General features: G+C 48.5%; 28 protein-coding genes, 1 tRNA gene and 2 pseudogenes. 7 read left to right on the top strand and 24 right to left on the bottom strand.

The genetic code is table 11. The annotated features are described in order from the left end of the window. Positions 1-884: pseudogene (locus ACJHX4_RS20715) on the bottom strand (head-binding protein); the annotation flags it as partial. A 195-nt stretch (positions 885-1,079) separates the two neighbouring features. On the opposite strand from ACJHX4_RS20715, the gene ACJHX4_RS20710 reads away from it, so the two are divergent. The 4 genes from ACJHX4_RS20710 (at position 1,080) to ACJHX4_RS20695 (ending at position 3,526) form a co-directional block, all read left to right on the top strand. Next, positions 1,080-1,337 (top strand): hypothetical protein, encoded by a 258-nt coding sequence (locus tag ACJHX4_RS20710; RefSeq protein ID WP_001188252.1) that lies wholly within the window; start codon positions 1,080-1,082, stop codon positions 1,335-1,337. Between the two features lie 313 nt (positions 1,338-1,650). Further along, positions 1,651-2,343 carry a Bro-N domain-containing protein gene (locus ACJHX4_RS20705; protein WP_061092387.1) on the top strand — a complete coding sequence of 231 codons (693 nt, stop codon included), beginning with the start codon at positions 1,651-1,653 and terminating at the stop codon, positions 2,341-2,343. A 107-nt stretch (positions 2,344-2,450) separates the two neighbouring features. Beyond that, positions 2,451-2,660 (top strand): hypothetical protein, encoded by a 210-nt coding sequence (locus ACJHX4_RS20700; RefSeq protein WP_000508164.1) that lies wholly within the window; start codon positions 2,451-2,453, stop codon positions 2,658-2,660. A 110-nt stretch (positions 2,661-2,770) separates the two neighbouring features. After that, the gene (locus tag ACJHX4_RS20695; RefSeq protein WP_236108758.1) at positions 2,771-3,526 is read left to right on the top strand and encodes a hypothetical protein; all 756 of its coding nucleotides are present in this window, start codon (positions 2,771-2,773) and stop codon (positions 3,524-3,526) included. 98 nt (positions 3,527-3,624) lie between these two features. Here ACJHX4_RS20695 and ACJHX4_RS20690 read toward each other — a convergent pair whose 3' ends face one another. Beyond that, positions 3,625-4,074, bottom strand: a complete 450-nt coding sequence (locus ACJHX4_RS20690; RefSeq protein ID WP_000473936.1) for a hypothetical protein — start codon at positions 4,072-4,074, stop codon at positions 3,625-3,627. Between the two features lie 12 nt (positions 4,075-4,086). Here ACJHX4_RS20690 and ACJHX4_RS20685 point away from each other — a divergent pair, with 12 nt between their 5' ends. Next, the gene (locus ACJHX4_RS20685) at positions 4,087-4,527 is read left to right on the top strand and encodes a hypothetical protein (protein WP_000595048.1); all 441 of its coding nucleotides are present in this window, start codon (positions 4,087-4,089) and stop codon (positions 4,525-4,527) included. Here the strand turns inward: ACJHX4_RS20685 and ACJHX4_RS20680 are convergent, their stop codons facing one another. The 14 genes from ACJHX4_RS20680 to ACJHX4_RS20615 are packed head-to-tail and all read right to left on the bottom strand — an operon-like array spanning position 4,528 to position 19,880. Beyond that, positions 4,528-7,917: a DUF919 family protein gene (locus ACJHX4_RS20680; protein WP_001123342.1), complete on the bottom strand. Its 3,390-nt coding sequence runs from the start codon at positions 7,915-7,917 to the stop codon at positions 4,528-4,530. After that, a complete protein-coding gene (locus ACJHX4_RS20675) occupies positions 7,917-10,664 on the bottom strand; it encodes a hypothetical protein (RefSeq protein WP_001531866.1) in 2,748 nt (915 codons plus the stop codon). The genes ACJHX4_RS20680 and ACJHX4_RS20675 overlap by 1 nt, the downstream gene beginning before the upstream one ends. Further along, complete coding sequence (locus ACJHX4_RS20670; protein ID WP_000332877.1) at positions 10,664-11,239, bottom strand: hypothetical protein; 576 nt, start codon at positions 11,237-11,239, stop codon at positions 10,664-10,666. Before ACJHX4_RS20670 ends, ACJHX4_RS20675 begins: the two co-directional genes overlap by 1 nt. After that, positions 11,239-11,703, bottom strand: coding sequence for a hypothetical protein (locus ACJHX4_RS20665; RefSeq protein WP_000568023.1), 465 nt, complete (start codon positions 11,701-11,703; stop codon positions 11,239-11,241). The genes ACJHX4_RS20670 and ACJHX4_RS20665 overlap by 1 nt, the downstream gene beginning before the upstream one ends. Then, the gene (locus ACJHX4_RS20660; protein WP_001531867.1) at positions 11,703-14,174 is read right to left on the bottom strand and encodes a hypothetical protein; all 2,472 of its coding nucleotides are present in this window, start codon (positions 14,172-14,174) and stop codon (positions 11,703-11,705) included. Before ACJHX4_RS20660 ends, ACJHX4_RS20665 begins: the two co-directional genes overlap by 1 nt. Further along, a complete protein-coding gene (locus tag ACJHX4_RS20655) occupies positions 14,174-14,779 on the bottom strand; it encodes a hypothetical protein (protein WP_000179261.1) in 606 nt (201 codons plus the stop codon). The genes ACJHX4_RS20660 and ACJHX4_RS20655 overlap by 1 nt, the downstream gene beginning before the upstream one ends. Continuing rightward, entirely contained in the window at positions 14,779-15,102 is a 324-nt protein-coding gene (gene gp10 / locus ACJHX4_RS20650; protein ID WP_000424495.1) for a capsid staple protein, read from the bottom strand. The genes ACJHX4_RS20655 and gp10 overlap by 1 nt, the downstream gene beginning before the upstream one ends. A 50-nt stretch (positions 15,103-15,152) precedes the next feature. Next, on the bottom strand, positions 15,153-15,488 hold the full coding sequence (locus ACJHX4_RS20645; RefSeq protein ID WP_000012377.1) for a hypothetical protein: 336 nt from the start codon (positions 15,486-15,488) through the stop codon (positions 15,153-15,155). Between the two features lie 10 nt (positions 15,489-15,498). Further along, entirely contained in the window at positions 15,499-15,936 is a 438-nt protein-coding gene (locus ACJHX4_RS20640) for a Bbp16 family capsid cement protein (RefSeq protein WP_001531869.1), read from the bottom strand. Positions 15,937-15,987: 51 nt separating this feature from the next. Continuing rightward, positions 15,988-16,974: a major capsid protein gene (locus tag ACJHX4_RS20635; protein WP_000268715.1), complete on the bottom strand. Its 987-nt coding sequence runs from the start codon at positions 16,972-16,974 to the stop codon at positions 15,988-15,990. A 14-nt stretch (positions 16,975-16,988) separates the two neighbouring features. After that, entirely contained in the window at positions 16,989-17,684 is a 696-nt protein-coding gene (locus ACJHX4_RS20630) for a peptidase (RefSeq protein WP_061092386.1), read from the bottom strand. Between the two features lie 2 nt (positions 17,685-17,686). Beyond that, on the bottom strand, positions 17,687-17,983 hold the full coding sequence (locus ACJHX4_RS20625; protein WP_000133160.1) for a hypothetical protein: 297 nt from the start codon (positions 17,981-17,983) through the stop codon (positions 17,687-17,689). After that, positions 17,980-19,659, bottom strand: coding sequence for a portal protein (locus tag ACJHX4_RS20620; protein WP_000852414.1), 1,680 nt, complete (start codon positions 19,657-19,659; stop codon positions 17,980-17,982). The genes ACJHX4_RS20625 and ACJHX4_RS20620 overlap by 4 nt, the downstream gene beginning before the upstream one ends. A 14-nt stretch (positions 19,660-19,673) precedes the next feature. After that, on the bottom strand, positions 19,674-19,880 hold the full coding sequence (locus ACJHX4_RS20615; RefSeq protein WP_001531871.1) for a hypothetical protein: 207 nt from the start codon (positions 19,878-19,880) through the stop codon (positions 19,674-19,676). A 427-nt stretch (positions 19,881-20,307) separates the two neighbouring features. Here ACJHX4_RS20615 and ACJHX4_RS20610 point away from each other — a divergent pair. Together ACJHX4_RS20610 and ACJHX4_RS20605 are read left to right on the top strand one after the other, a co-directional pair. Then, a tRNA-Arg gene (locus ACJHX4_RS20610) sits at positions 20,308-20,384 on the top strand. A gap of 198 nt (positions 20,385-20,582) precedes the next feature. After that, positions 20,583-20,939: a Gp49 family protein gene (locus ACJHX4_RS20605; RefSeq protein WP_000999689.1), complete on the top strand. Its 357-nt coding sequence runs from the start codon at positions 20,583-20,585 to the stop codon at positions 20,937-20,939. Between the two features lie 90 nt (positions 20,940-21,029). On the opposite strand, the gene ACJHX4_RS20600 is transcribed toward ACJHX4_RS20605, so the two are convergent. The 8 genes and pseudogenes from ACJHX4_RS20600 to ACJHX4_RS20565 all read right to left on the bottom strand — a co-directional run bounded on the left by ACJHX4_RS20600 (position 21,030) and on the right by ACJHX4_RS20565 (position 25,482). Continuing rightward, positions 21,030-22,505, bottom strand: coding sequence for a hypothetical protein (locus ACJHX4_RS20600; protein WP_001531872.1), 1,476 nt, complete (start codon positions 22,503-22,505; stop codon positions 21,030-21,032). After that, positions 22,502-23,176 (bottom strand): terminase small subunit, encoded by a 675-nt coding sequence (locus ACJHX4_RS20595; RefSeq protein WP_001090120.1) that lies wholly within the window; start codon positions 23,174-23,176, stop codon positions 22,502-22,504. Before ACJHX4_RS20595 ends, ACJHX4_RS20600 begins: the two co-directional genes overlap by 4 nt. A gap of 40 nt (positions 23,177-23,216) precedes the next feature. Then, the gene (locus ACJHX4_RS20590) at positions 23,217-23,555 is read right to left on the bottom strand and encodes a hypothetical protein (protein WP_001531874.1); all 339 of its coding nucleotides are present in this window, start codon (positions 23,553-23,555) and stop codon (positions 23,217-23,219) included. Beyond that, on the bottom strand, positions 23,548-23,829 hold the full coding sequence (locus ACJHX4_RS20585) for an ASCH domain-containing protein (protein WP_001531876.1): 282 nt from the start codon (positions 23,827-23,829) through the stop codon (positions 23,548-23,550). Before ACJHX4_RS20585 ends, ACJHX4_RS20590 begins: the two co-directional genes overlap by 8 nt. Before the next feature lie 334 nt (positions 23,830-24,163). After that, a pseudogene (locus ACJHX4_RS20580) lies at positions 24,164-24,301 on the bottom strand (DUF551 domain-containing protein); the annotation flags it as partial. Further along, the gene (locus ACJHX4_RS20575) at positions 24,298-24,507 is read right to left on the bottom strand and encodes a hypothetical protein (RefSeq protein WP_000951712.1); all 210 of its coding nucleotides are present in this window, start codon (positions 24,505-24,507) and stop codon (positions 24,298-24,300) included. The gene ACJHX4_RS20575 and the pseudogene ACJHX4_RS20580, both read right to left, overlap by 4 nt. A gap of 1 nt (position 24,508) precedes the next feature. Continuing rightward, a complete protein-coding gene (locus ACJHX4_RS20570; RefSeq protein ID WP_000034260.1) occupies positions 24,509-24,952 on the bottom strand; it encodes an ead/Ea22-like family protein in 444 nt (147 codons plus the stop codon). Then, a complete protein-coding gene (locus ACJHX4_RS20565; RefSeq protein ID WP_001531879.1) occupies positions 24,949-25,482 on the bottom strand; it encodes a hypothetical protein in 534 nt (177 codons plus the stop codon). The genes ACJHX4_RS20570 and ACJHX4_RS20565 overlap by 4 nt, the downstream gene beginning before the upstream one ends. Between the last annotated feature and the right edge of the window lie 33 nt (positions 25,483-25,515).

The following is a 25,515-nucleotide window of genomic DNA, read 5'->3' as shown; positions in this document are numbered from 1 at the left end:
AAATATTTGTTTTTTTCTCCATCACCAGTAAATACAAGATGGGTTCCTTTACTCCAACTTTTTAATAATCTTTCAGGCGCTGGTCTATATGTATCCCAATAATCAATGCCATCACCAATTAAAGACACTCCAGGAGGCACATCTATGTTCTTAGAAATCATCCATTTACCTGCAGGTATTCTAACGACACTTGCACCAGAATTTATCGCATTAATTAACCATTCAGACGCATCAACTTCAAAATTTAATGCAGCATATCTTTGCTCAAACGGAACAAAATCAAGAGCGTTAACGTTATCCCGCATCTTATCCTGGAACGTTCGGTATACTGCTCCAGAACCATACTGAATAAACCAACCAAAACCACCAACAACTCCGGCGATTGCAGCATCAACATAATTGCGCATTGATCGATTATTTACAGCATCCTGCTCAAGTGATGGATCTGCAAGGTTAGAAATTTTGTTTTGCTTTGCATCGTAATATTTTGCAAGCAAAGATGGTTTCATCAATGCACGTCTGAACCATCCAAAACATTGCTGGATCAGCATCGTCAGATAGTCAAAGGCATCTTCATGCACCTCGGGGAAAAATTTTCCCTGATTACGAAGATCAGTCTCCTGCACCACATCAAGCACACGATCTATCGTAATTCGCCATCCAGCAGCAAGCGGCGACGGAAGAACAACAGAACCGCCACTATAAGTGCCCGCCCCTGTTACCGTATAACCGGTATCCAGAACCAATTCTGTTACGTTCCCGTTCAGGTCAGACACCTGAACAACCAGGTCGGATTTTTTGAAAATACGGAAGGTATACGGAAATGATGTCGTAGCTCCGTTACCTGTGTATTCGTTGTGGTCAACTTCGGTTGAGACCGTCATGTTAAATCTCCAGATAGTCGCAGCACCCGTTGCGCCGCATATCTGGTTATTCTATTACCTGAAAAACCACATATGGATAGAAAGACTGTAAATACGAATAGATATTACCTTTCAGGTAATTTGCAAAACGTGCTGGATAGCAAACAAATTATTTGCTACTGTATAAATATACAGTTATTGCATGGAGAAGATAAGATGCAGCAGTATCACTATCCACTGGAAGACGGATTTACCGAAAGGATTCACACGCCGGGAGGCGTCAGGTCACTGGTGGAGGGATCGCACTTGATGAAATTACTCCGGGATCTCGATAAGGATGGATTTAATGTCGATGGCCCACTTGCCGAACTGACTGCACTGATTAACTACGTCACCAGCTCACAGATGTCTATGCAGGATCTGCAAACACATCTCGACTATTGTGCCGAACAATTACGAAAGCAAACCAGATAAGGTTTGCAATTACCAAGTGGAGTGCTTATATTTACCTTTGCGGTAAATTTACATCGCACTCCTCTTGTGCCATAGTAATCGGGCACTGGCAAAATCCAGTGCCGGGATTGGTCTCCCGGATTACTACAGAGGCACATATGCCGCATAAGCGGTTTTTTTATGTGTAAAGCGCACCTATTCTATGGTGGGCTGTGTGGGGGCACCGAAAGGTGCGCCGGGTTCCTTTGTAGCCGGTAAGACCAACTCTGCACAGTTCACCACCATCTGATTGGTCTCAGCGGTGGTGATTAACCTAACTACAAAGGTGATCGCCATGAATACCAAACCTTCCATCTTTTCCTTTGAGTCATCCTGCCAGATCCGTATGTTCATGATTGACGGAGAACCTTGGTTTGTCACCAAAGATGTGTGCAATGCTTTGAATATTGATGTTACACAAGCGAGAAAACTTGATAAAAAAGGCTGGAACAAAAAGGGGCTGTATTCAATACAGACCCCTGGTGGAATACAAGAACTATCCATCGTTTCAGAATCAGGTCTCTACATCCTTATTCTGCGTTGCAAAGAGGCAATGACAGAGGGAACGAGAGCATTCAGATTTCTTGAATGGGTTACAGGTGAGGTTCTTCCTCAGATCCGCCGCACCGGAAGTTACATTAAAAACTCGCTCCCGCAGGAAGAACGCATAAAGATGGTTGCCGACCAGGTAGCCAACGCCACGGCGTCAGCAGTAATGCAGGCGATGAAGATAGAGAACAAAACCTACAGTGCCCCGCTGAAGCCCGGCTACCGCAGCCTGATTCACTCGCCGTCTGGTGTTCTCTGCCTGACGGAGAACTCACTGCTGATGAATCTGCTGAACCAGTTACAGGAAGACGGGCACGACGTATCGGGCGCGGCGGCGGAGCTGACCACCATGTTCTCCTACATCGTCGGTGTGAGTAAATGCCTGCGTGATATCCAGACGCACGCGGAGTACATCAACGACAAGGCTGGGTTCTTCTGACGGGCGGCGGCACATGGATGTGCCTTTAAAATAATCATTGGCGATGTGATGTAGATTCGCGTAATATTACCTTAAAGGTAAACCATGTGTTTACATGAGGAGGAGATATGGGATTTTGGTTCGCTCGTACAAAAACGAGGGATAATGCACCCAGCCCTCAGGCAAAAAATGCAGAAGTTCCGGCGTCAGCGCAGGTTAACAAGCGTGGTGGAGTATATATCTCATCACAGCAAATTTCTGAGCTTCCTGAGGTTAAGGAGATGCGTCGTCTCGCTGCTGCAATTGTTAAACAGGATCTTGCCACTGTAAGGAAGTAGTGTTGCTAGCTCTTCTAATTATCCCAATCCTGGTTAGCGGTTATATTATGATAACCGCTAACCAGTATCATTATTTCCGTTTATACCGACACGAAGGCCAGCTTCTTTATATGAAAGTAGCGGCACTAGGTACATATTGCCTTGTTGCATCAGTAATAATTGCAGCCGCTATAAAATATAAATGGCCTGATTTTCACCTAGTTCACGATATGGTGGAAACTTTTAATGTAACATCAAAACCAGAAACAGATAGAATTTACATGTGGCTGCTTCTTCTCTCAGCCACATCCATTTGCTTCTCTTTGTGTTATGTGTCTGTTGTGTGGGTGAAAGATTTTCTTCTTGGTTGTTTTTATAAACGTGATATTTACGAGCAAAAAACAGAGGCAATGAAGGCCAGAGTACTGCGAAAAACTTACTCGCAAGGTTCTTTAGACTTACTATTGCTTGATGCTATTGAATCGGATCCTAAACGACCAATGCTGATTACTTTATCATCAAACAAAGTGTATGTTGGAATAATAAATGGTTCTGGTGAACCAACGGAAAATCAGGGTCCGCATCAGCACATATCTTTTGTTCCTTTAATGTCAGGATACAGGAACAAAGAAAACTTATCTGTCACATTCACTAATGCTTATCCAGGAGAAATACAGGTCAAGCGGACTGCAGCAATAAGAGGAATTAGCAGAAAGAAAGTGCCAGGACTTGAGATCATGGTGTCTATTGACGAAATAAGTTATATATCATGGTTTGATTTTGAAGTATATAAAGCAACAAATAACAAAGTAGAATCCAGGGGGCACGTTATTCGTGTTACCAAAAATGGAAGAAATATATATCAAAGAAATAGCAAAAAAGAATAGCCCGCGCTGCGGGCTTTTTTGTGTCTGCGGATTCCCGCCCGGGCGGCGGTGGCATTCGTTAAAAACAAGGCCGCGAAAGCGGCCTGTGACATGTCACGCTACTTGCGAAATCTTTCTTTACCCTTCCAGCCAGTAGATGTTAGTTCAGGATGAATGGTTCCCAATATAAAGCCAACCATAGCGGAGCGAGGATCTTCTATTTTATCCGTTAATTCTTCGGCATAACTCACAGGCAACCAAGCAACAAGATCACCAATCCTCAGCTTTGGTCCTTTGCTGTAAGATGAATCGGCAATAACAAAAAATCCACCATCAGCTGAGCACACCTTCAGCATTGCCCTTTGTCTTCCAGAATCTAGCAAAACTGGCTGTTCCCCACTTGGACCAGGTATGATGATGGCTGGCATTGGTTTATTGGCTGAAAGGCTTGTGTCAAGATACTTACACGCATACTCAAAAGCTGAAAAGTTATCCTTAAAGATAAGAGGTTGAATTTTATTGCTAACCTCCTTACCACCGATTAATCTGTTGATCATCTTCTTGAACATAAAGGTCACCTAATGATTAAGCCGATGCACGCTATTACAGCTACCGTTTTGTTTATCCTACCAATTTTTTCGTTTGCAAACGACATATGTTTTAAGAATTTAATAAATGAGGATATGTGTGCACATGCAAACAAAATTGCATCAGAAGCAGGAAAGTCACTTCCCATAAAATTGAATGATAATATGTCTATTGTTTCAATAAATGCAATACTAAACAAACTTTTAGTTGTAGCGCATCTTAATTACAACAACAGCTATTTATCAAAAGTTTATAACGGTGATGTAACCTTAGAAAATAAATTAAAGAGTGTAATGCGAAATTATTCAAAATCGAGCATTTGCTCCAACAGGCAAATGAAAGCATTTATTCACCTTGGCGGAGAGATTGAATATAGGTATGTATTTAGTGATGGCAATATATTTGATACATACGCCATCACTAATTGTGAATAGCTATTTCATCTGCTCTTCAACTTTATTTAGTAACGGTGATATCGCCCACAGGTTCTGAAAAGGTAGCATTTTACGGACCGCGTGGGTTTGCTGGCTGTCAAATTCTCCGTTAAGTACACCATTCGCAACCGTCGCGGCATCACCGCCAAGATCAAAGGTAGGACCAAGTAAAGCACCAATAGCATTACGACTCTGAAACCTTGATACCGGAGGCGCACCAAACATCGCGCCAAGACCAAACCTACCGCCGCTTATGTTCTCAACGGTATTCAGCGGCTCAGAGAGCCAGCCAAGCATTCCGCCCCGGTCGATCCCCTCTTTCACAAGGTTATTCCAGCTGTAGTCGATATCGCGACCGCTTAACTTCTGTTTCATCATATAGACCATTGAGCCAAGCGCAATCGTGCCAAGCGCACCAAGATAGAATGCAGCATCGCCCTGCTGGATACCAGATACTAGCACCCTGTTATGCTGTGCGAAGATAAACGTTTTGAACTGCGTGATCATCTTCCAGCCTTCTTTACTAAAAAACAGCGGTGTATCACCTACGCCAGGCGTTACAATCACTGAGTCTACATCTTTCAGCACTGCAGACTGGAAAATCTCTCTAGCGAAACGGTCATCCCACAGATGACTATGCCCGGTTAACAGCCCGTCCATATCCTCTCCGTGCTTCCCGAATTGCTCCCCGATTCGGCGCAGAACATCTTCATTGATGCCGACCTGTGCCATCTTCCGCATTTCACTTTTGGAGAGCGTGCCACCAGCAGAAACTTGGCGAGCCGCGTCAAGTATCCTCGACTGCACTATCATCCCGGACCATGATTTAAGTGCGCTGTTCCACTGATTCATCAGCGTCCAGTTACCGAATTTCTGCGTCATCCAGTTCAGACCTCGCTCAGCGGCGCTTCTCCGGCTATAGGGGTCAGTAAGATCCGCTATAGCCTTTGTACGCGTAGACAGGACATAATCAAGCCCAACGGCCATTTCTCGCAAATCCCTGGTTGCAATTTTCACTGAGTCCATATTTTTAAGCATGCTTACCATTGGTCCGAGAGATTTTCTCAGGCCATGCTGCATCATCGGTCGCATCAGATCAGTTGCAGCGGAGACAGTCATTCCACCAAGCAAACGGAGGAAGTTAATATTCCTAGCAACTCGCCCGGCACGAACAAAGAAACTGCGTGGATCTTGAGGTGCACCGTAAGTACCAAGCAGTCGATCACGCATAGCCGTAATATCCCTAATATCAGCCTCCCGTTGCTTCTCAAGAACTGCACGTCGTTTAGGTGTTTTAGCCTCTTTTATTAGCCGGGTATATTCCTCACTAACCTGACGGATTTGCTCCCCCATATCTTTACGGCCAAACTGCGCAGTCAGCTCAATTTCTGGTGCCACCTGCCGGAGATAACTTTCCATGATGTAGTTAACATCTGATTCAAGAAAATCTTCTATACGCTCATCAGGAATAAGCAGCGTTCTGCTTTTAGTGAAACCAGCCCGACCAACGAGTCTCTCTGGGATAATATCGGCTGGTACAAGCCCGGAAGGTGCGCCTATTATTTTATTCACGATCTCGTCAGCAGCGTCCTCTGCTTCCTCTCGGGATAGAGGCTCCATCTGCTTCAGTGCTCGTTCGCGGCTTGCATTCAGCCTTGTGGTTGAATTTGCCCGTTTTTGCAGTCGGCGAAGCTCAGAACGATATTTCCGTGGATTATCCAGCAACTCCATATGGCGCTGATAGACAGGAAGCTCACTCTTTGCCTGCGCTATATCATCAAGGCGTGTTTTAAGGTCAGAGCTTTCTTTCATCATTCTTGCCTGAAGTTTTTCTGATGAAGTCTCGGCCAACTCTTTTTCTATTCTTGTAAGACGCGCCTGTGTGTCAGTCTCCTGAGATATAAGCTTATTTCGTTTATCCAGTTCTTCCATGAGTAGAATTTTTTTACCAGACCATTTCTCCGCTTCAGCGATTTCACTAGCGAGAGCATCAGCGCGCGGTGCCGATTCCTCTGCAGTTTTTAGCAATGAATTTATCCTTTCAATTCGCTGACCTGCTTTGTCAGCACCTTTGGCACTAATCCCTTGTATCCAGTTGGCAATTCGCCCTCTGAATTCAGTGCGGTCGGAAAGTATCTTATCGAACTTATAAATGCGGGGAAGATAACTTTTCGCCGTCACGACATCGATATCCTCAGGAAGGATCCCCAGTTCCTGCATACGGGCTTTTGTGGTCTCGAAAATGGGGCGGATTCTGGCGGCTGCTTGTGAAACCTCAGGAATATCACTCTGATCACCACGGCGCATAGCCATGCCAACAGCTTCATTGAAATCAATAAAGTTCATCCTCTTCACGCCGCGGGCGCTAACAGATTTGCTGTACTGCTGGTAAGCATCACGAGTGGCTTCCATCTGCTTATAAAGCATGGCGTCGTATTGCTTAATCTTAGTCTCGACTGCCGTAAACGTAGCCAACCCCTCATCATTTTTGGCGAAGAAATAGTTATTTTCGGCAAGCTGCTGGTTAATCTGACGGGAGACAAGAGATGGTGATTGAGCCAAGCGGCCAGCAGGAGTGACACTCAACGTTTTGTTAGCAAGTCCAAGTCCAGCGAGCTGTTCCTGATCGAGTGTGGTATTGAAAACCTGAGCTGCACCAATGCTTTGAGGAGAATCCATACCTCGCAAATGATTACCTACTGAGTTAACCACTGCCTCGCGCGCGCTAGGTCCAGCAAGTAGCTGTGCACCAGCACCAAGGATCCCACCAACGAGAGCATCAACAACAACGTTCGATACGCTCTCCATCGGTGAGCGAGCTTCCTGAGTGGCCTGTAATGCGGCTTCTGATACTCCCCCACCAGCAGCATTCGCCAGGGCAAAACGCCCTGCCGTCTCAGCAATACTTCCTCCACGCGCTACCGCCCCTACAGGGATAAACATTGCAGCCACATTAACCGGGTCTATCATTCCCATTGCTAAGCTTGAAATAGTACCAGCACCACCCATTTCAGATAGATATTCTCTATCTGTTCTTTGCTTATCGATTCGATGTTTAATTGCCATTGTTTCTTCATGCGAACCGGAGTTGATAAACGAATCTGCAAAATCTTCATAGCCTTTAATATCTGCTGCATCGTTATCAAATGGGTTATATCCTTCAACCCTGTCAAACTGACTGAAAGGAGCACTGGCAATAAAGCTACCCAGCGTGTTATCTATACGAAATGCTGCTTGTCTAGACCTTTGAACGCGTTGATCACTGGTAAATGGGTTCACAGCAGAAAGCAAAGAAGGTGTTTCCATATAGAAATTACTGTCATCAGGTGCTGCTATTTGCTGAATATCCTCGCCAAGCAACTCTTTAGGATCCTGTTCATATATCGGCATTATTTGCCCCCTGCGTATATATTGCTCGGAAGGTAATTGGCTGAACCATAACCGAATGGTTTGGTCAGATCTGGAGGAGTATATCCATCTTTATTGCTGAACTGCGGCAGCGGATTGCCTTCTCTCCGCACTCTAGCCTCATCAACACGTTGTTGCTGGAACTGAATGGTTTGCCTGTACATTGGAGATGTCAGCTGATCCGGCTTGAAACGAACAGGGAGACCATTTTCTCCAATATAATTTCTCGGTTCTATCGCTCCGTTTGCGTCAGGCTGTAAAACCATAACAGCATAACTCCTATCCCTTGCCGTAAGGCCATCAGAAACAAGTATTAAGTCCGTATCACTGCGAGGACCGCCAAAGGATTTTGATTTAAGCTCGCGTTTTTCCTGCTCCCACTGCCCCTGTATCCAGTTACCAGCACCATTATTTACTCCGTACAATGCCTCAGGTGCATACTTCATAACCTCTGCTTTGCCATTAACCGTAGAAACTCCCCAGGTGGTTCTGATCATGGCATTGGTCATTTTCTCAGCCTGTTCTGCATCGCCACCTGTCTGTACAAAGTTAGCATCGTAAATTGTCTGGTAATCTCGCTGATAGGCCGCATTTGATTTTCCTGGATCGGTAATATCCGGAGACCACGAACCAAAGGAAGTCAGACTGCTGGCGTTATTTTGTGCAGCAGTTGCCCTCGCCGCGACATATTTTTTGTCTCGCATGGCAGTGGAAAGCATCTGTTTCATTCGGTCATCCTGTTGGAACACCTGGCTGTAAGCCATATCAACAGCCTTATCCTCCGGCACGCCAGCGCGGGAATAATCGTAAACCTTGCCGTAAAATGCCATCGTACTTTTATCAAGTGTTGCCGCTGCCGCCGGATTATTATCGAATAACTGACCGTAGAATTTTGCCATCGGGACAACCAGCGCAGGATCTCTTGATGTTGCTCCACTGTTAAGCATTGTTTTAACCTGAGTTGGTATCATGCCGCTTTTAGTTGTGACGGTGACCAGTGTATTGATGCTCTGCGGATCAGATATGGAAAACGAAGGCGCGATATCCTGCGCGAAATAACGGTCTACCGCTGCCTGATTGTTTTTGTCGTTCGGGTCCAGCGGGAAGTTATTTTGCATTGAAGACACGAACCTGTTTCTTCCCTGCTGAATCTCCCACTCCCTATCCATCTCTTTAAATTTGGCCTGCATTTTCTCCCAGCGTTGCTGGTTAGCTGCAAATCCAGGAGCGTTTGGATCCTGTGGACGTAAACGTTCAAGAATGTCTTGTCGTCCTTCTGGAGTGAGGTCTTTAGCGGCACCAATGACACCTCCATATTGTATCTGCGCCTGCATATCCTTCCACTTCATAGCGCCAATGCGCGGACCATTGGCCCGGATAAAATCGTCCTCAGAAGGTAACTTCTCAGGTTTCAATCCTTCATCAAGGGCTGAATATGCATCTTTAACTACGGTGCTAAGCTGGTCCGCATACTGCTGGCGGTACTGATTTCTCAGCTCATTAGCCTGCCTCAATGCCTGTATTTGCATTTGAGGGCTCATAGCATCAAATGCCGCATTGCCCGTATAACGCTTAGGTGAATCAAGGTTAGTTAGACCAAGGGCTGCCGAGATACCAGTTTCAAGCTGTTCGGTGCTATAAGGCATACTGCCATTTTCGTGTTTAATAATCCCAGCACATAAAGCAGCTAGTGTCTTTGGGTTAGAGATATCAAGCTGATCATTCTCCCCAACACCAAGCTCACCACACAATTCCCTAATATAAGCATCAGTATTATTACCATCACTAGCCGGAGCATAGCGATTAACAATCTCGCTAACGGTGTCATAGCCTTGACGCTGGTAAGACAACATATTTTTACCCAACGCGCGGATTCCATGCTCAGGGGTAGCAAACGTTGCAAAACGTCCATCGCTACCGATCTGACCTTCCCACGGGTTAGATTTGCTCGCTTCAATATTACCAGGGTTATTATTACGTAAACCACGAGCATCCAATGAATTACCATGTGATATTGCACGACTCACACCATCAAGATCCCCTGGCTCTCCATTAACCTGAAGAAACTCGTTGTATTTTTGAGCGATATTTCCTATCCATGCTTGCTGCCCCATTTGTTCCTTGAGCTGAGTTTTCTGCTGAACACGCCACTCATCAGGAAGCCCATGCGCATCAGCGTATTGATCAATAGATTCAAATCGCTGCTTGGCTAAATCGACAAATGCTTGGTTATCGCTATATAGCCCCGCAGACTGAGTGACAGCCAATGCATTTCCTGACAAATACGTTTGATCTTGGAATTGCTGAAACTGCCCAACTTCATATCGACGTGCCTGATTGTAATAAGACTGCATAGACTGCTGGAGTTGAAAGGATAATTTATTCCTTTCCTCACTTTCAGGAATTGAGCCTAATAATGCCTGAGCCCTTTCCTGCATATTTTTCATAACAGCGTCACTCTGACCAAGAGCGTTTTTACCCTGTTTAGAAATCAGCCCACTTTCAGGGTTGTTAATCTGGTCATCTGCAAATTGGTTAAATTGCAGTAACGCCTCCTGGGCCATAGCAACATTCGCTTTCTGCCTGGCTTCACCATATGCCACCGCATACTGATCTGCGACATTCGCCAGCACCTGACCTGCTTGAGGAACATCGAAGATCTGAAAACCACCGGTTTGCACACCACGACTTTGCACCTGGCGTCCGGATGTAGTAGGAACAACAGGCATCAGTAACCTCCTATTTTGAATCGGGAGTCAGAATTCATAAAACCTGAGTTAGATAACATTGGCGTCCCACCACTAGATGTACTTCCTTTAGAGAACGGACTCCACGTCCCACCAAACATCTGGTACGCACCGTATGCCTTCAGAGGCGCAGTGAGCAATGTTGTTGCTGCTCCCACATTCCCCTGTTTACGGGCTGAACTGGCTTCTGCTTTATAGTTGGCAGCCTGAACCTGATAACCGTAAGCCTCGCGTTGCGCGTTATTCACCGTCGTCAGCGAATCAAGAGCGCCAAACTGGGCAGTGTCGCCAAATATATCCAGCGCGTTACCTGTAGATAAATCAGCGCCGGTAGCCCCCATTGTCGCCGCCTGTGTACCAAGCCGCTGTCGGGTCTCTCTGCGTCGTTGCTCAGCTTCAGCGTTACCTCTGTTTATTGCATCATTTGCCTGAGCTGTGGCTATATCTGCGTTCGCTTCTGCAACCTTCGAGGCATACTTTCCCTGTTGGTACTGGGTGTATGCCTGAATGCCACTCATGGCGAGCATTGCGCCACCAGCAATAACCGGATCGCACATTATTTTCTCTCCATGTGAAATCTGTGGAAATTAAGACCAAGAGCACCATAAGGCGCGGCTTCTTCAAGCCTGAATCCAAGCCAGTGCAGCCATGCTTTGGCAACATGGTTTCGCTCGTCGACGTAGTTTTCCAGGCGCGGATAAACTGCCAGCATCTGCTGCAATACAGGGCGGCAGTGGCGCAGAAATGTCTTCTGATATTTTTCAATACGGCTGGTTCCTACCAGCCATGGCGTACCATTGCCACCGATCATTGACGCCGGAGATACACCAAACATGGTTACCAGTTCTCCGTTCGCGAACCCTGACCAGGCCATAGTCGCAGTGCGAAGACCAACGCGCAGCGCATCTTCGGTAGTCATCAGCGATACCGCATACAGTTCGTCAATATCAGCCTGACGAACATCCGGCAAAATCATCTGAAGATGCTCTTCGGTAGCGGGAATAATTTGAACATCGATCATCAGAATCCCCCAACAGTAAGGCGAGGAATAACGGCAAGAACAGACAGCGGCAACGGGTCAAGCTGACGGATTCTTACACGTCCGTTTTTGCCCCAGTTACTGTCCAGTTTCACTTCTACTTTTCCGGTAGCGTCATCAACAGGATCATCGTAGAACTCGAATTCACGCTGTGGATATTCGTACCATTTACCGCCGGGCGTAGTCGCCCAGATGCCGCGACTGGCATTCACAACCAGAGTAACGGACGGGATCACCAGTTTTTTGTCCAGCAGCGTTTCCTGTCCGTTAATGTTGATATCCAGTGTTTCGAATTCAGCAGTTATTGGCAGGCCGATGTGCACTACAGCCCCCGGAGATTCCAGCGTGACGGCACCTCCGGAAACCACTTTCTGTGGTTCCACGTTCGCATCAGAGAGAATGTTTACGGCCTGGCCTTCAAGATGAGACAGGCCTCCAAATGTCCGGCGCGCCATCTGCCAGTTCGTGGTGGCCACACTCCTGAGGGATGGCGGGACGTTCCTGTTAGCACGAACCACTACAGCGGTATTGCTGGTTACAGAAATAATGTCGCAACGTAATTCTTTTGACACTTCATCGCCAGTATCAGGATCAGTTCCGGTATAAGGGAACTGTAGTTGCGCGCCGACATCACTACTGGTGAAGTACGCACCACCAGAAACACTGATTGTATATTCCGCACGGTAATCCCATTCACCAGAACCACCAGTGATGGTCATCGTTCTGTCAGACGTATTTCTTCCATCATAGCTAAGGCCAGAATCAACAAAGAAAGCATCTTCATCGCTGATAAATAAACGGCTGGACAGCCGCTCGATGTATCTCACTGTTTGCCCGTTAACGGTTCGGTTAACGACGAAATACACCGCATCTTCATTTCCTTCGCTGATACTGCATGTGCTTTCATATTTTCCGGTACTGGACTGTGGTGCCCATGCAAAAACCTGTTGATCACGCAAATAGGTCATCACCAGTAATTTACCGTCATCACGAATGCAGAAGGCGCTGGAGTAAGGGACAATAGAGAAGCACCAGTCAACGATGCTGTGCTTCTGAAAAAGATGATTAGCAAGGATGGTCAGGTCGTTCCCCTGATAGCCGTCAACATCGAATGAGTAGGCCAGATCACGGACAACACTGCCTTTCTCCTGGACGAACAGAGCAATATTCGCCACAGCAATTGGTGGGACGTTGCTTGAGCCATTTGATCCCTGAGAGCTGAATGCAAATGATGATGGGGTTAACACTTTGTTCTGGTCGCCGGTGATGACGTACTCACCTCCGGAAGTCAGCGCCACCAGAGAGCCAACATCAATCAGGTGACGGATCTCATTAACCTGACGCCCGGCATAGGTGTAGATAATTCTGTCGTCATCCTGCGTAGGATTGCTTTTGCCAAAATCCTTATAATCCCCGGTACGGCTGGCCCAGATAGTCTGAGGGAACGCAGTCGATGCGGCGAAGTAAAGACGTTGTTGATAATAAACAACAGTGCCAGGATAACCATTAACACTGTTCCAGGCATATTTAGCCCATTTATAGCTGGCATTATCCTCGCCAACGACCTGCGAAGGGATATAGGAAATCACCTCGGCAGTTGCAGTAGTTCCATTTGCAGCAGTGATACGGGCAATGCCAAAACCACTGTGCAGATATTCCCACTCAATGCCAGTATCATCATCACCGGATCCGCCCCAGCCATCCCATGATGTGCCTTCTGTATGCGAAGGGCGCAAAGTGCCTGTTTTGCCTGCTGTAACGGCGCGATAGTAGTTACTGTCTGCACGGCGAATATCGCCAATCGACGTACTCTTACTGGTTTCCCATACCGGCACTGAATCCACTGCAGGCTGTTCCAGATAGAACAATTTGCCTACCTGCTCCGCGCCAAAAATAGAGGCGCTTGCCGTTAACGTAATTGTCCCGGTGCTGGCGCTGGCATAAACCGTCACTGACTCGTCAATATTGATATCTTCAAATGGCCCGTTCTTCGTTACCACATCAACCAGTTGCCAGTTGTCATGCGCGTAGCGGCGCAACTCTTTCGGCGGGTATGCCGGGTGAACCAGCGTAAGCACGTCGGCGCTTTGCGTGAATTTAATTCGGAACAGATCGGCTTCAGTATATGGCGTGGCAATTTCATAAATAACATTGCTGCTGTTCAGCACCAACGCACCATCTTTGATAACGCGCATGTACTGGTGCCCGAACTCCAGAGCATAGGTCTGAACCGTCGAGAACTGGAACGGGATCAGGCGGCATTTCCGATTTGGGTATTTGGCGGCACCAACAAAACGCGTACCAGGTCGATTCTCAACGCCGCCATACTGCCGCACGATAAAGTTATCGCACTTGCGCAATGCCACCTGGTACTTCGCCATGTCGATACGACCGTACAACGACGGTCCAATCTCACCACCGGCAAAGCTGGGCTGGATCCAACTGATAGCCATCAGGACAACCTCGCAATGGTAAACTCGTCAACCGGTGGCTGTGGTTCCTGTGATTCATTCTGGCTATGCGAGCCAGCACTAAGAATCACGCGATTGTACATATTGAGGGCAAACGTACCGAGGTCTGCATTCCCAGTCAGCGCCATGTTAATAGCTGCCGCAAGACGCCAAGCCAACGCCTCCATAAAAATGGCATCAAACATGTTCACATCTGTAACGCGAGAGACATACTTGAGCCATGCCTGCGGCTGGTCTGTGTAGATCAATTTTCCTGTTCCGTTGGTGTCTGCACCAACTTCGTACTGAACACGCATTGCTGCTGTTGGATTGCGTACACCAGGAAGCATAATTTCAGTAATGCGCAGACAATCGGACGGGTACTGATACGCATATTCCCAGTCAGGCGGTGGATTGCTCGTATCTGCAAGCGCCACGCGTTTGGTAGCAAAGTTCCAGTCAAAATCAGAAAGCACAGCATCACGGCAGGCCTCAAAGTGCAGCGAACATTCCCCCGCTTCCTTGCTGGCTTCCGTCAGGCTGTTAATGCTGCGGCTGTTGCCAATATTGGACAGCGCACGATTACAGATCTCTACTACAGAGGCCATTACTCACCCCCATTGCCGTACAGAGTTTCAGCCGCTGATTTTTCTACATCCCCGGAAACAGGAGCGATCGCCATATCAGTGATCTGCAGATCGGCGCTGCGATTAACACCATCGTCAGTTTCTCTGGCAGACAGGCCTCGAATAACAGCCTTTGCAGTTATCATCACTTCTGTTCCGACGCCCTGAGGTTGCGCCTTCAGCTTATTCAATGTGTCGTTATTAAGAGTGATGCACAGCCCCCACGGGTATTCATCGCGAGTTCTGGTTTCTCCGCTCTCATCCTGGTAGCTGTCAGTGCCGGTTTTGAGGTTTACGAGTTCCATATACACTCCTGCAATAAAGGGGCCGAAGCCCCTTGTCGGATTCGCGAGGCTTACACGCCCAGTTCTTTACGCTTATCTGCGATCTTCTCGCGGAGCGTTTCGGCTTTGGCGTTATGGTGTGGCTTCTCGTTAAAGAGCAATTCGTACTCTTCACGGAGCTTATCCAGTTCACCATCATCTGACACATCGTTGATGATTTTGGTGCTGGTTGCTGCCATAGACACCTTTCCTGCTACCTTTGCTTTTGCCTGTCTGGCTGCATCGTTAACAGGTTCCAGTGCGCTACCAGGCTCACCTTCGTATTCGATTTCTGCCCCCTCCGGCCACAGTGTGTTATGGATATGAGAGAGGCGCAGAACGCGGTATCTTGGTTTCTCACCTGACATCGATATCACCTTAACCAGTTACTTTTGAGCGGATCGGATACGGCGTATTGGCATCAACATCAAGACTGATACCAGCAGTGAATTCGCCAGCCGTTAGTGGGCCAGTTGCGACGGAGTAGTTAACACGCAGATATCGCTGAACACCGGCAGGCACCTTTGCAGAAACAACTCGTTTACCTGCTGTCATGGCGGTCTTTGCCAGTGCGCCACTATCATAAATAGTGGTCCATGAGCTGTTATTCTCACTCGTCTGCAACTGGATGTTTACAGTTGCATCACCGCTTGCCGCGGCGGCTGTGTTAACCAGCGCCCAAAACTCAAGCGGGTAACCCACGCCGATATCACGACGTTTTCCGTCAATTGGACCGAGATCGATTACGTCAGTAGAAGCCGCGGTATTCGTAACCGCCTGAGCTTCGGAGAACATCAACAGTTTGTCGGTGATCATCTTCTTTCTCCATTAGTGGGTCTGTTACGATCCACAGGTTAATAACAGGCGTTACACCACGCGGGCTTCTGTTTCCAGAAGCGCATCAGTTTCACGGATTGGTACACCACGGAATGAAGTCCACCACTCGCCTTCTGTCTCTTTTACGCTGATCGCCAGAGATGTTTTCTCCAGAGATTGCAGATCAAGAGCCTGGCCTACAGTGCGGTTCATGTAGAACACCGGGCGACCCATGCCACGATTTGGAATGCGATGCAGTGCTTTAACCATCAACTTCGCAATATTTGCGGCAGAGGAAGGTTCTGAAAGATTGCTGACATCGATGTTTGCAATGCGAACAACATAACGCCAGTCACGCAGAGCAAGTCCGTTGTCCCATTTGTAATGGGTACGGTAGCCTTCGTACTTGCCGCCATTCGCATCTTCCAGTGTCACCTGGCCTTTATCTTCCATCTGGATGCCAGCCTTCTGCCCTTTCGGGAAGATGCCATGCACGGTGTTTTCGCCCCACACCACTAACCAGATTGAGGTGTTATCTGTACCCGTGCCACCAGCATCAATGATGTTCTGAGCATTACCCGCAGACAGGCTGGAATAGCGGGAGGACAGTCCCATAAACTGCTGAGGGTTAACGCTGGAATCACCATAAAACAACGTCTGCGCCATCTGCTGATTCATCGCTTCAATAAATGCGCGGTCTTCAGACAGGCGGAATTCGGCGGTATTACCGTTCAGATCAGCCAGTGACTTATCGACTTCAGCATAGGTTTCCAGCATTCCAACGGAATCGGTGACCTGCACTGTGGTTGATTTGCTTGGCTGTACGCCATAGTTCAGCAAACGCCAGGTGGCCGAAGGTAAACCAGAACGAATGGTGGTTCGGTGTCCGGTAGGAAGGTTCCCTTCGACAAAAGGCATATCCTGAAGGATCGGGTTAGTTTGACCGAGAAGCTCGATAATCTTATCGACTTTCCCGTTTGGATCGACGCGCTTACCCCAGTCAGCCAGCGTTAGCGCAGTTAAGCCTTTAACAGCCATTGTCATTTCCTCTCTTATTTGCCATAGAGCACTTCGGCCGCACTACGCTGGCCTTCATTACCACCGGTGACCATGCCATCTTCAGACATCGCCTTTCCGATTTTCACGAACGTTTTGACCAGATCAGGGTGATTACCCAGCCCGGTGGTGTTCAGATATTCTTTGAGCTCAGGTGTCCCGAACTGGTCAAGCGCACGCTGTGCGGCGCTAAGGTTAGAAATCAACTTGTCGCCACCGATTTCTTTGTCAGCTTTTACATCCGCAGCCCACTGCTCGGTTGTTTTCTGCCAGGCTTCTGCCTGGCGCTGCTGAACACCTGCCAGAATCTTCGGATAAGCATCAACCAGCTTTTGCGCTTGCTCGTTGGTCAGGTTAAGTCCTCGCGCCACAGGCTCGAATTCCTTCAACGCTTCTGTATCCAGCTCTACGCCTTCGGCAGCCTGAAACTCGTACTTCTCAGGCGCACCCTCTGGTTTATTGCCGTCCTTTTTTTCATCCTGCTTATCGTTTTCAGGCTTTTTGTCATCAGCAGGTTTATCGCCATCAGCAACAGGTTGTGGCTTATCACCTTCCTGTTGTGATGGATCACCAACTGGAGCATGGTTATCACCTGCAGGCACTGATGGTTCTGACGCAGCCGGAGCTGCTCCACCATCGACTGGTTGCTCATTGCAAAGACGGCGATACAGCAAACGCTCAAATAAATTCATGATCACTCCTGTTCACTGGCCTCTTTGGCCATCTTCAAATACTGTTCAGGGCAATGCGCCATAACGCGCTGAAACAGTTCCAGCGCCAGATTGCGTTGCCCCTCATTAAATGCCATTGCCATAGCGTCCATCGGTGAGATAGCGGAAAACACACGGCCTTTCTCCAGCACCGACCAGACAACGCGACGCCCCTGTTCACTGCTCATGACAAAGCGAATGTCATCAATTTCACGCTGCGCCATGTCACGTTGCTTACGGGCGTTTTCTTCTTTCAGTTGATCGTCTTCGTAATCTGTCATTGTGATTGCCCACCCTGACCACTAACTGCATTCGCCATAGCTGACAAAACACTCGGATCCGAAGTTTTAGCTTCGCTTAGCGTCTTGGCACCCTGTGCCGCCGCCATCCCCATCGCCATCATTTGTTGCTGCTGTTGCTGCTGTGCCCGTTGCTGGCGAGCCTGCTCAACCTGTTCCTGCGGAACAATGACGGTTGGAGACACTCCGGACATATCAGCGAATGCATCGATCGCCTGATCAACGTTGAGTTTGTCGAGAGCTTCTGGTTTCGCTTGCGCAAGTTGACCAATGAAGTTAACCGTGGACGCCAGACTGGACAGGCCGATAGACTTCTGCGCCTGAGCCATGACGGAAATGTATTCGACCTTCAGGGGCATACCTTCCATCGCGTCAGGCGGTGGCGGCAGCATGTTTTTACGCACCATCATCGAGAAAGCGCGGTCAATGAGAGGGTTAAGACATTCGTCGTTCAGACGCTCCAGAACCGGCCCCAACATCAGAAGTTTTTCTTCTTTCATTTCGATCACCGCTTCAACAGGCATCGAGCGGGTATTGATGTTCTGCAACATCATGAACAGATCGACAAAGTAGGCGCTGTTAATGATTTGACGAGTGTCCTGAATGTCTGCTACCAGATCTGCTGTACTGGGGTTAACCAGATAAGCAGGCCTGAAACCATCCTGACCAGTAATCTGATCGATATACGTGATGTCGCCAGGAAGAAGGGAGGCGCGCTGATTCTTGAGGGAAGTCGGAGCAACCATCGGCGGATTGGTGGCTTTATCAATCAACTGCGACTTGCGCTTCTGGAGAAGCTGCAATGCCTTAACAGGTCCAAGCGCCAGCATACCCGGGCATGATGATCCATAAACATCTTCGCCATTAACTTCCCAGCGCGGAGCCATAATTGGAAACTCATCAAATCCGGACTCACGCAACAACTTGTCGTTATCGCCACCAACCTCGTAATAAACCGATTTGAATGGCTTGTTCTTGCTATCCAGCTTCGATGTATCGCGGTCAATGTTCGGGTAAACCGAATGCATCACGTCAATCCACTTCTCGTAGGTGCCGCTTTCCCACATGCTTTTTACGGATTCGCTGACGTTATTTAGCCCGAACTCCTGAACAAGCTGACGAACAGTCATAGAGAACTTGCGAAAACAGGTGTCCACACTGCCACGAGGTGAGTTAGCCAGGTAGTAACTGCCTATCGGGAATGGCATTGTGCGAATGATGTCCTCGTCATCCTCCAGCACCGCCATTGCACCAGTGCTGTATGTGCCGAGGCTTCCGTATAACTGCGGAAGAGACTGGTAGAGATTCGACTTATTGAACATATCGTTCATGCGGTTCTGCACCGCCTCAAGCCACAACTTAACAGGGCCATAATCCATCATTTCAGGATCTGGCGTAGCCAGGCGAAACCACGGACGCGCGGGGCTTGTGATGCCTGACATCATGCCGCTGGCGAGAGTGCGCGCCGCCATAGTCCCGGTCGAATCAATAATGCGTGTATTGCGTCGATCGTTACGGTTGACCTCAGAAGTCAGAAAGCGGGAACCACGCGGGTTGATGTAATCACTCAACTCGCGCCAGTGCGGCTCGAACGACTGACGCTCGCTTTCAAGTTGTGCGAACTGTTTGTTCAATCGCTCTTTAGTTGTTTCCGCCATTTCAATGACTCCGGTTACTGACCAAGCAGCGTTTTACCGCTGGTATTAGCGGTTGATGTGTCGCCCTGAGAACCGGTAAGCAGCGTAGAACTACGACCAGCAGCAGCGCGACGGCGACGAGTTTCTTCGTCTCGGGCATCAACAACGGCGGAATCCTGCTCCTGTGGTGCTGCCTGAACTTCTGGTGTTGCAGGCACTGATGGTGAGCTACCCATGCACATATCAATGACTCCGTACGCAATTAAATTATTACCAATTTAACCACATATGATTTATCTATCGTAGGCAGTTGACATTTAACGCGCGAATTATTACCCTTCAGGTAACAAAAAAGTTCATTCCGGTTACTAACCTGACTGGCTTGTCGTTAAATTGAACAGGTGGAGTGAGCTTTTATTTTGAGCAGTACGGCGTATGGCACATGCGACGATAGCGGTCTGGATACGTTTAAGGGGCACCCTACCTTGCTCGGGCAAACGAACCAGGTAGCCGGAATGTGCAAGTCGAGCGGTTTTATTCCGCGCACGGGGATTCACCATCCCGGCGATTCGGTGTGACGCCTCGGAAGAGACGAGGGTACAACGATGAGAGCATTTATGGAGCCGCGACAAAGTGTGGCGCCTTAACAGGCTAAGTGCTCTCAGCGTTGTGGCATTAGCTCAGTTGGACAGAGCAACCGCCTTCTAAGCGGTTGGTCGCAGGTTCGAATCCTGCATGCCACACCAGAATCACGCCTAAGGACCGTGATGCCAGAAGTTCCAGGGGCTTGGCGGTGATGGTTTCCCTTGAAGGACTATCACCGCCCTTTTTACAGCAGGACGCCATTGCGATGACTTCATGCTGTAAACCCGTACAGCCACGGAAGGCATAACTCATTGCTTCCAGTTCGCCCGGTTCGCCGGGCATTTTTTTAAGGTGAGATTATGAACGACCAGCAAATCGAAAAAGAAATCGTTGAGAAAGGCAAAACCGCTCCGCGAGTTACGCCTCAATATATCGAAAGCATCATTCTTGAAGAGCATTTCTTTACTGCTTATGACGGCATTCGTGCTGCCAATATGGGCGTTGGCGATTCATGGACAGCGCATAAATCTACAGACCTCCTGACTTTCTGCGTATTGGTACTGAAGAATGGCTTCACCGTCACCGGAGAGAGTGCCTGTGCAAGTCCGGAAAATTTTGATGCAGAAATTGGTCGGAAGATTGCCCGGCAGAATGCTGTAAACAAAATCTGGATGCTCGAAGGTTACTTGCTGAAGCAGAAGTTAAGCGAGCAATAACACCGTGACATGTCACAAACAGCCAGCCGATGAGCTGGCTTTGTTTTATCCTCACCAGAGGATATCAACGACATTATCCCCACCAGCGGATTAAGCATAGGGATCGTAATCTGTGATGGCCTTGCCTTGCTGGTTCTGCTGACCGGGAATTCGCAGACGCTTCGACACAGGGAACGCAAACGTCAGCAGTAGCGCATCGCCTTTACCAGGAGAACGCCCAAGCCGCTCTTTGATATCTTCCTTCGGTTCGATAACGATTTTACCGTCCACTCGAACTTTGTACTCTGCCGCCGACAGGTCGTCCGCTGTTTCATGGTCATCCAGCATGCCGCCAAGCCTCAGCCATGTCTTGCATGAGTTGAACATCTCCCCACGCTTGTTGAGCATCTGCGGGTCAGTAGACGCGCCACCGAACGGAACAAGTTGCCATGTACGACCCCAGCCGTCACCGATTGACTTCAAACCGGTTCCGTAACCAAAGTCGATGAACACCGCGTCAGCCTGATACTGGTCTTCAAAGTCAGCGATACGCTTCGCCATAATCAGATCGTCGGTAGTCTTGTTTCCAGTCCACAGCACCTTACTGTGTAGCCCCTGCCGCAGGTATATCACAGCGTCATCAACGCCGGAGTATGCCGGGTCAACGCCGATTATCACCGGAGCATGTGCAACCTGCGCAGCGGTTACCACCCGTTTTATTGCCTCGTCAGTAAGACCGGTAGGGATAAACTGCAATTCAGATGCATCAGGGAATATGCCACGCACACGGATTTTAACGAAGTCGCTGTCTTCCCCGTAGTCATCAACCCATTTCTGCAACTGCTGTTTGTTGGTACCTTCCACCGTCCGACTGTCAATCTGCGCAGTTTTCCAGCGGTGTTTATACTTGCGGAAACATTCACGGAAACGTCCGGTATTACGCGTCGGGTTTCCGAACGCCACCCAGATAATCTCAGTGTCTTCGTCCGTTAGCGCACCCTCGGCAACTTCCCACACCAGATCCGCAATGTTCGACGCTTCATCGAATACCACGATGATGCGTTTGCGCTCATTGTGTAATCCGGCGAATGCCTCAGTGTTGTGCTCAGACCAGGGGATTGCGTCAGCTCGCCACCGCTTGTCGTGCCCAGGGTCATTGCTGTACATCGCGGTAGCGGTACAGGTAAACCAGTCTTTCGTGATAGCAAGGTTCGACCACTTGATAATTTCCGGCCAAGTCTTCGTTCGTAGCTGGTTGTCGGTGTTGGCGGTCACCACGACCTTACAATCCTCGCAAGTGGACATGCCCCAGTTGATCAGCATTGAGATGAATGCGGATTTACCAATACCGTGACCAGAAGCGCGTGCCAGCATAAGCGGCTGATAGCGCGTCTCTGGATTCTGCAGGTGATCACGTATCTCTCGGAACGCATCAGCCTGCCACTGACGTGGGCCGGTGGCATGTGCCAGTTCAGTCCCCTCTTCCCCCCACGGGAACGCATAGAGGGCATAGCCAAGCGGATCGTGAGTGAACCCTGCAATATCTTCGATTAACTGCTCTTCAGGAGATAACACTGCATCTGTCACTGATTACCATCCTGACGTTCTTTGAGTCGCTTCCTGGCTGCCGCTATGCGATCAGCAATTGTCACATTCACATTAACATCCAGGCGCTCTTTGAACGCGTTGACGTCGACGTGCTTACCGATAAGCTCGAGGTTCTTCACCTTGTCAGGCCATTTAATTTTTTTGAGGATTGTCTCTATCGAATCCTCGTTCATGTTCATGATGGTCGATGACAGATCAAAGCCGCTAAGCGTAGTGCGCCAGATTTTCGGCCACTCGCGGATTGGCTTAAGGCTCCCATCGTCGTTGAGGATGTCGATCACGTCCATCTGGTCGATCTCCACCAGGCGCATGAGAACGTAATCAGCACTGACGCGCATTCGTTTGTTGCGCTCCTCCATCAGCTCGGCAATCCGTTTTTGAATGCGTTCATCGCGCATCATGACACTGGCTTTAACTGCCGCTGTATTTGGGGAGAATCCTGCGTTAATCGCTGCCTGAGTCTGGTTTTCAGGCGTTTTGATGTATGACTGGCAATAAGCCTCCTGCATTGCTGTTAGTGGCTTAAATTGCGTTGATTTGCGTTTATAGGTTTTAGGTTCAGCAGGCATCATAACCACCGTGGTAATAGTTACCGTTGTGGTAATAGTACCATGCAAAATAAAGCCGCCATAGTTGGCGGCAGTATTCAAAACCCATCAAATTCATCATGCATAATCTACTCGTGACATGTCACACTATTAATTTCGTTTCATGCCAGCCTTTAGTCACCCAGCATTGCGAGTCACCATTACACGGGCATGAATTAACGGGAACTCTCTCGCCGCACTTACCGCAAAGTTTTCTGCTGATCGATTTTATACGCCCGCGCACACGTGCATCATCCTGGCGGATCAGCAGCGCGATGTACTCGGCCATTTCATAGGGATCGCGACTAGGGCGCCGGGCGGCGCAGTTCCGCGCCAGCATTTCAATTTCCTGAGCATCAAGCACAATTTCCAGCTTACACACACCAGATGCAGCTTGTCTGGCTCTCTGAGCGGCTTTGCGCTCTGCTGCTGATTTAGCCATCAATATTTACCTTTATCGCGAACACCTTTACCGGTTTATCACCGAAGTGGGGATGTGTGATTGTCTTGATTTCATATCCGTCATACTGGACGTTAATTCTGCGGCTGGAGTCGTCGCGCTTCGGATATCCCTTTGTGATAATCAGGCGGTCATACTCCCGGAACATAATTCGCTTATTCCAGTAGTCATTACACAGGCGATACTCTTCCGTTTTCTCTCCGCGAATCATGGCATCGAAGTATTCACCTTTAACGGCAAGTTGCAGGTTAGCCACGGTTAACTCCTTGCTGTGTGGCGTCGAGTAATAAATCCCACAACCGCTGAGAGCAATTTCCGCATGTACAGCGTTGACCCACAACGTTTATCGCGTTGCTGATTTCCGGCGTTACCTGTTTAGGAACCATAACCCAGCCATCCGGAGTTACCGGAGAGTTGCCATTTACATCGAAGTTTGGCTCTGCGTCCTGAACCAGGAGGATGTAACCATTCTTGGCTGTATCAAGTTCTAACGCCTCGGTGACGGTGCCGAAATAGCGATTACCTAAATCAGCATCACAAGTGCTTACATCAATGGAAACTTCCATGCCTTCGATTAATTCTGGTAAGTTGTAAGTTTGGTTTACAGGCTCTGCTTCCAGCGATGCCAGAGCAATTCGTGCCAGTTCCATTTGTTCGCCACGGGTAAGCCCGTTATCAAGCGGATTTTTAATGAATAATTCGATACGTTCTTTGGTAATAGTGGTCATTTGTTAATCCTCAAAACTTTATGCCCGGGCGCAAAAGCACGTGTTTTGTCTTTACTTATTCGCCACCCGTCTTTACGGGCCTCTTTTGCACAACCAGACCATGACGTACCGATATACTCACCGAAGTCTGGCACTGGATATACACCTTCCGTACACTGGCGGCAGTCACAATAGAGATGCATGGTGTAACTTGCAGCGATAGCCATATCACTCTCCTTTGATGCGAATGCCTGTTGCAATGCTGTTTATGATGCTGTCAGTGCATGGGGTAGAAAGCTGGGCATCTCCAGCAATTTTCATGACATCAACATCTGCATATCGAATACCGAGGTGTATCAGACCGGCTATACCTGACTTAAGCCGAGCATTTTCCATAAACAGATCCTTTGCCCGCTGTTTTTCTGCCTCAAGCTCAACGCGCAACTTCCCTACCGTTAGCGCAATATCCTCGTTCTCCTGGTCGCGGGATTTGATGTATTGCTGGTTTCTTTCCCGTTCATCCAACAATACCAGCGCGATATCTGGCGAAAAGTGCTTCATAAAATCGTTAAGCGCATTAATTCGCTGATCGAAAGGCATTACAGGTGCTTCACCAGCAATTTTTGTTTTTTCAGCGATTTCACGAAGCTTTTGATAATCAATCTTGCTCACTGGTTGCCTCCTTTGCGAAGCTTCGCCGCAAAATCAGCCGCAACCTCTTTGACCATATTGGATAGCGGAGTGCCACCTCCGAATTTTTCTGAGAACATCTCTACCCCCTGCGCCCGTACTTCAGCCAGGAAAGCATCGGTGGCTGGGGTTTCGATATCGTTAATTTCAGGAAGAATCTCTTCCCATGTAGCGATATCGCCATTCAAATGCCATCCGGCAATTCCACTGGAGTTATCCGCAACACTCCGAACGGCTTCAATAGCTTCATGCATTGCCGCATTCTCCGCCGCCAGCGCCGAAAACTTCTCGTGTGCCAACTTAACAGCCGAATCAGCCTGCTTAATTGACTCAATCGCTTTCTGCTGGTCTTCGGCCATCGCATTAGCACGCACCAGTTGCACTTCCAGTTGCGTTGCCAAATCGCTGATCAGCTTTGCCACACTGCGCATATCAACGGCACCACATTCTGCTTTCAGTTCCGAAGCCATCTCATGCCCGGCGGCAACTAACCCTTTGATATTACTTTCCATCTTTACCCTCGCTTATCCACATAACTTATTGAT

The sequence above is a fragment of the Escherichia sp. WS2035 genome, from assembly GCF_046487065.1.
GTDB classification, from domain to species: Bacteria; Pseudomonadota; Gammaproteobacteria; order Enterobacterales; family Enterobacteriaceae; genus Escherichia; species Escherichia coli.
This window is presented reverse-complemented; position numbering and strand designations above follow the sequence as displayed.

Bases quoted from the DNA above. Each gene is read 5' to 3' on its own strand.
- ACJHX4_RS20670 (WP_000332877.1), bottom strand. From the start codon at position 11,239: ATGTGCGATCCGGTTATTGCTGGTGGCGCAATGCTCGCCATGAGTGGC.
- ACJHX4_RS20645 (WP_000012377.1), bottom strand. From the start codon at position 15,488: ATGTCAGGTGAGAAACCAAGATACCGCGTTCTGCGCCTCTCTCATATC.
- ACJHX4_RS20620 (WP_000852414.1), bottom strand. From the start codon at position 19,659: ATGGCGGAAACAACTAAAGAGCGATTGAACAAACAGTTCGCACAACTT.
- ACJHX4_RS20640 (WP_001531869.1), bottom strand. From the start codon at position 15,936: ATGATCACCGACAAACTGTTGATGTTCTCCGAAGCTCAGGCGGTTACG.
- ACJHX4_RS20685 (WP_000595048.1), top strand. From the start codon at position 4,087: ATGATTAAGCCGATGCACGCTATTACAGCTACCGTTTTGTTTATCCTA.
- ACJHX4_RS20655 (WP_000179261.1), bottom strand. From the start codon at position 14,779: ATGGCCTCTGTAGTAGAGATCTGTAATCGTGCGCTGTCCAATATTGGC.
- ACJHX4_RS20605 (WP_000999689.1), top strand. From the start codon at position 20,583: ATGAACGACCAGCAAATCGAAAAAGAAATCGTTGAGAAAGGCAAAACC.
- ACJHX4_RS20680 (WP_001123342.1), bottom strand. From the start codon at position 7,917: ATGCCGATATATGAACAGGATCCTAAAGAGTTGCTTGGCGAGGATATT.
- ACJHX4_RS20700 (WP_000508164.1), top strand. From the start codon at position 2,451: ATGGGATTTTGGTTCGCTCGTACAAAAACGAGGGATAATGCACCCAGC.
- ACJHX4_RS20695 (WP_236108758.1), top strand. From the start codon at position 2,771: ATGAAAGTAGCGGCACTAGGTACATATTGCCTTGTTGCATCAGTAATA.
- ACJHX4_RS20665 (WP_000568023.1), bottom strand. From the start codon at position 11,703: ATGATCGATGTTCAAATTATTCCCGCTACCGAAGAGCATCTTCAGATG.
- ACJHX4_RS20630 (WP_061092386.1), bottom strand. From the start codon at position 17,684: ATGAATTTATTTGAGCGTTTGCTGTATCGCCGTCTTTGCAATGAGCAA.
- ACJHX4_RS20675 (WP_001531866.1), bottom strand. From the start codon at position 10,664: ATGCCTGTTGTTCCTACTACATCCGGACGCCAGGTGCAAAGTCGTGGT.
- ACJHX4_RS20565 (WP_001531879.1), bottom strand. From the start codon at position 25,482: ATGGAAAGTAATATCAAAGGGTTAGTTGCCGCCGGGCATGAGATGGCT.
- gp10 (WP_000424495.1), bottom strand. From the start codon at position 15,102: ATGGAACTCGTAAACCTCAAAACCGGCACTGACAGCTACCAGGATGAG.
- ACJHX4_RS20635 (WP_000268715.1), bottom strand. From the start codon at position 16,974: ATGGCTGTTAAAGGCTTAACTGCGCTAACGCTGGCTGACTGGGGTAAG.
- ACJHX4_RS20590 (WP_001531874.1), bottom strand. From the start codon at position 23,555: ATGGCTAAATCAGCAGCAGAGCGCAAAGCCGCTCAGAGAGCCAGACAA.
- ACJHX4_RS20705 (WP_061092387.1), top strand. From the start codon at position 1,651: ATGAATACCAAACCTTCCATCTTTTCCTTTGAGTCATCCTGCCAGATC.
- ACJHX4_RS20710 (WP_001188252.1), top strand. From the start codon at position 1,080: ATGCAGCAGTATCACTATCCACTGGAAGACGGATTTACCGAAAGGATT.
- ACJHX4_RS20690 (WP_000473936.1), bottom strand. From the start codon at position 4,074: ATGTTCAAGAAGATGATCAACAGATTAATCGGTGGTAAGGAGGTTAGC.
- ACJHX4_RS20575 (WP_000951712.1), bottom strand. From the start codon at position 24,507: ATGGCTATCGCTGCAAGTTACACCATGCATCTCTATTGTGACTGCCGC.
- ACJHX4_RS20660 (WP_001531867.1), bottom strand. From the start codon at position 14,174: ATGGCTATCAGTTGGATCCAGCCCAGCTTTGCCGGTGGTGAGATTGGA.
- ACJHX4_RS20625 (WP_000133160.1), bottom strand. From the start codon at position 17,983: ATGACAGATTACGAAGACGATCAACTGAAAGAAGAAAACGCCCGTAAG.
- ACJHX4_RS20615 (WP_001531871.1), bottom strand. From the start codon at position 19,880: ATGTGCATGGGTAGCTCACCATCAGTGCCTGCAACACCAGAAGTTCAG.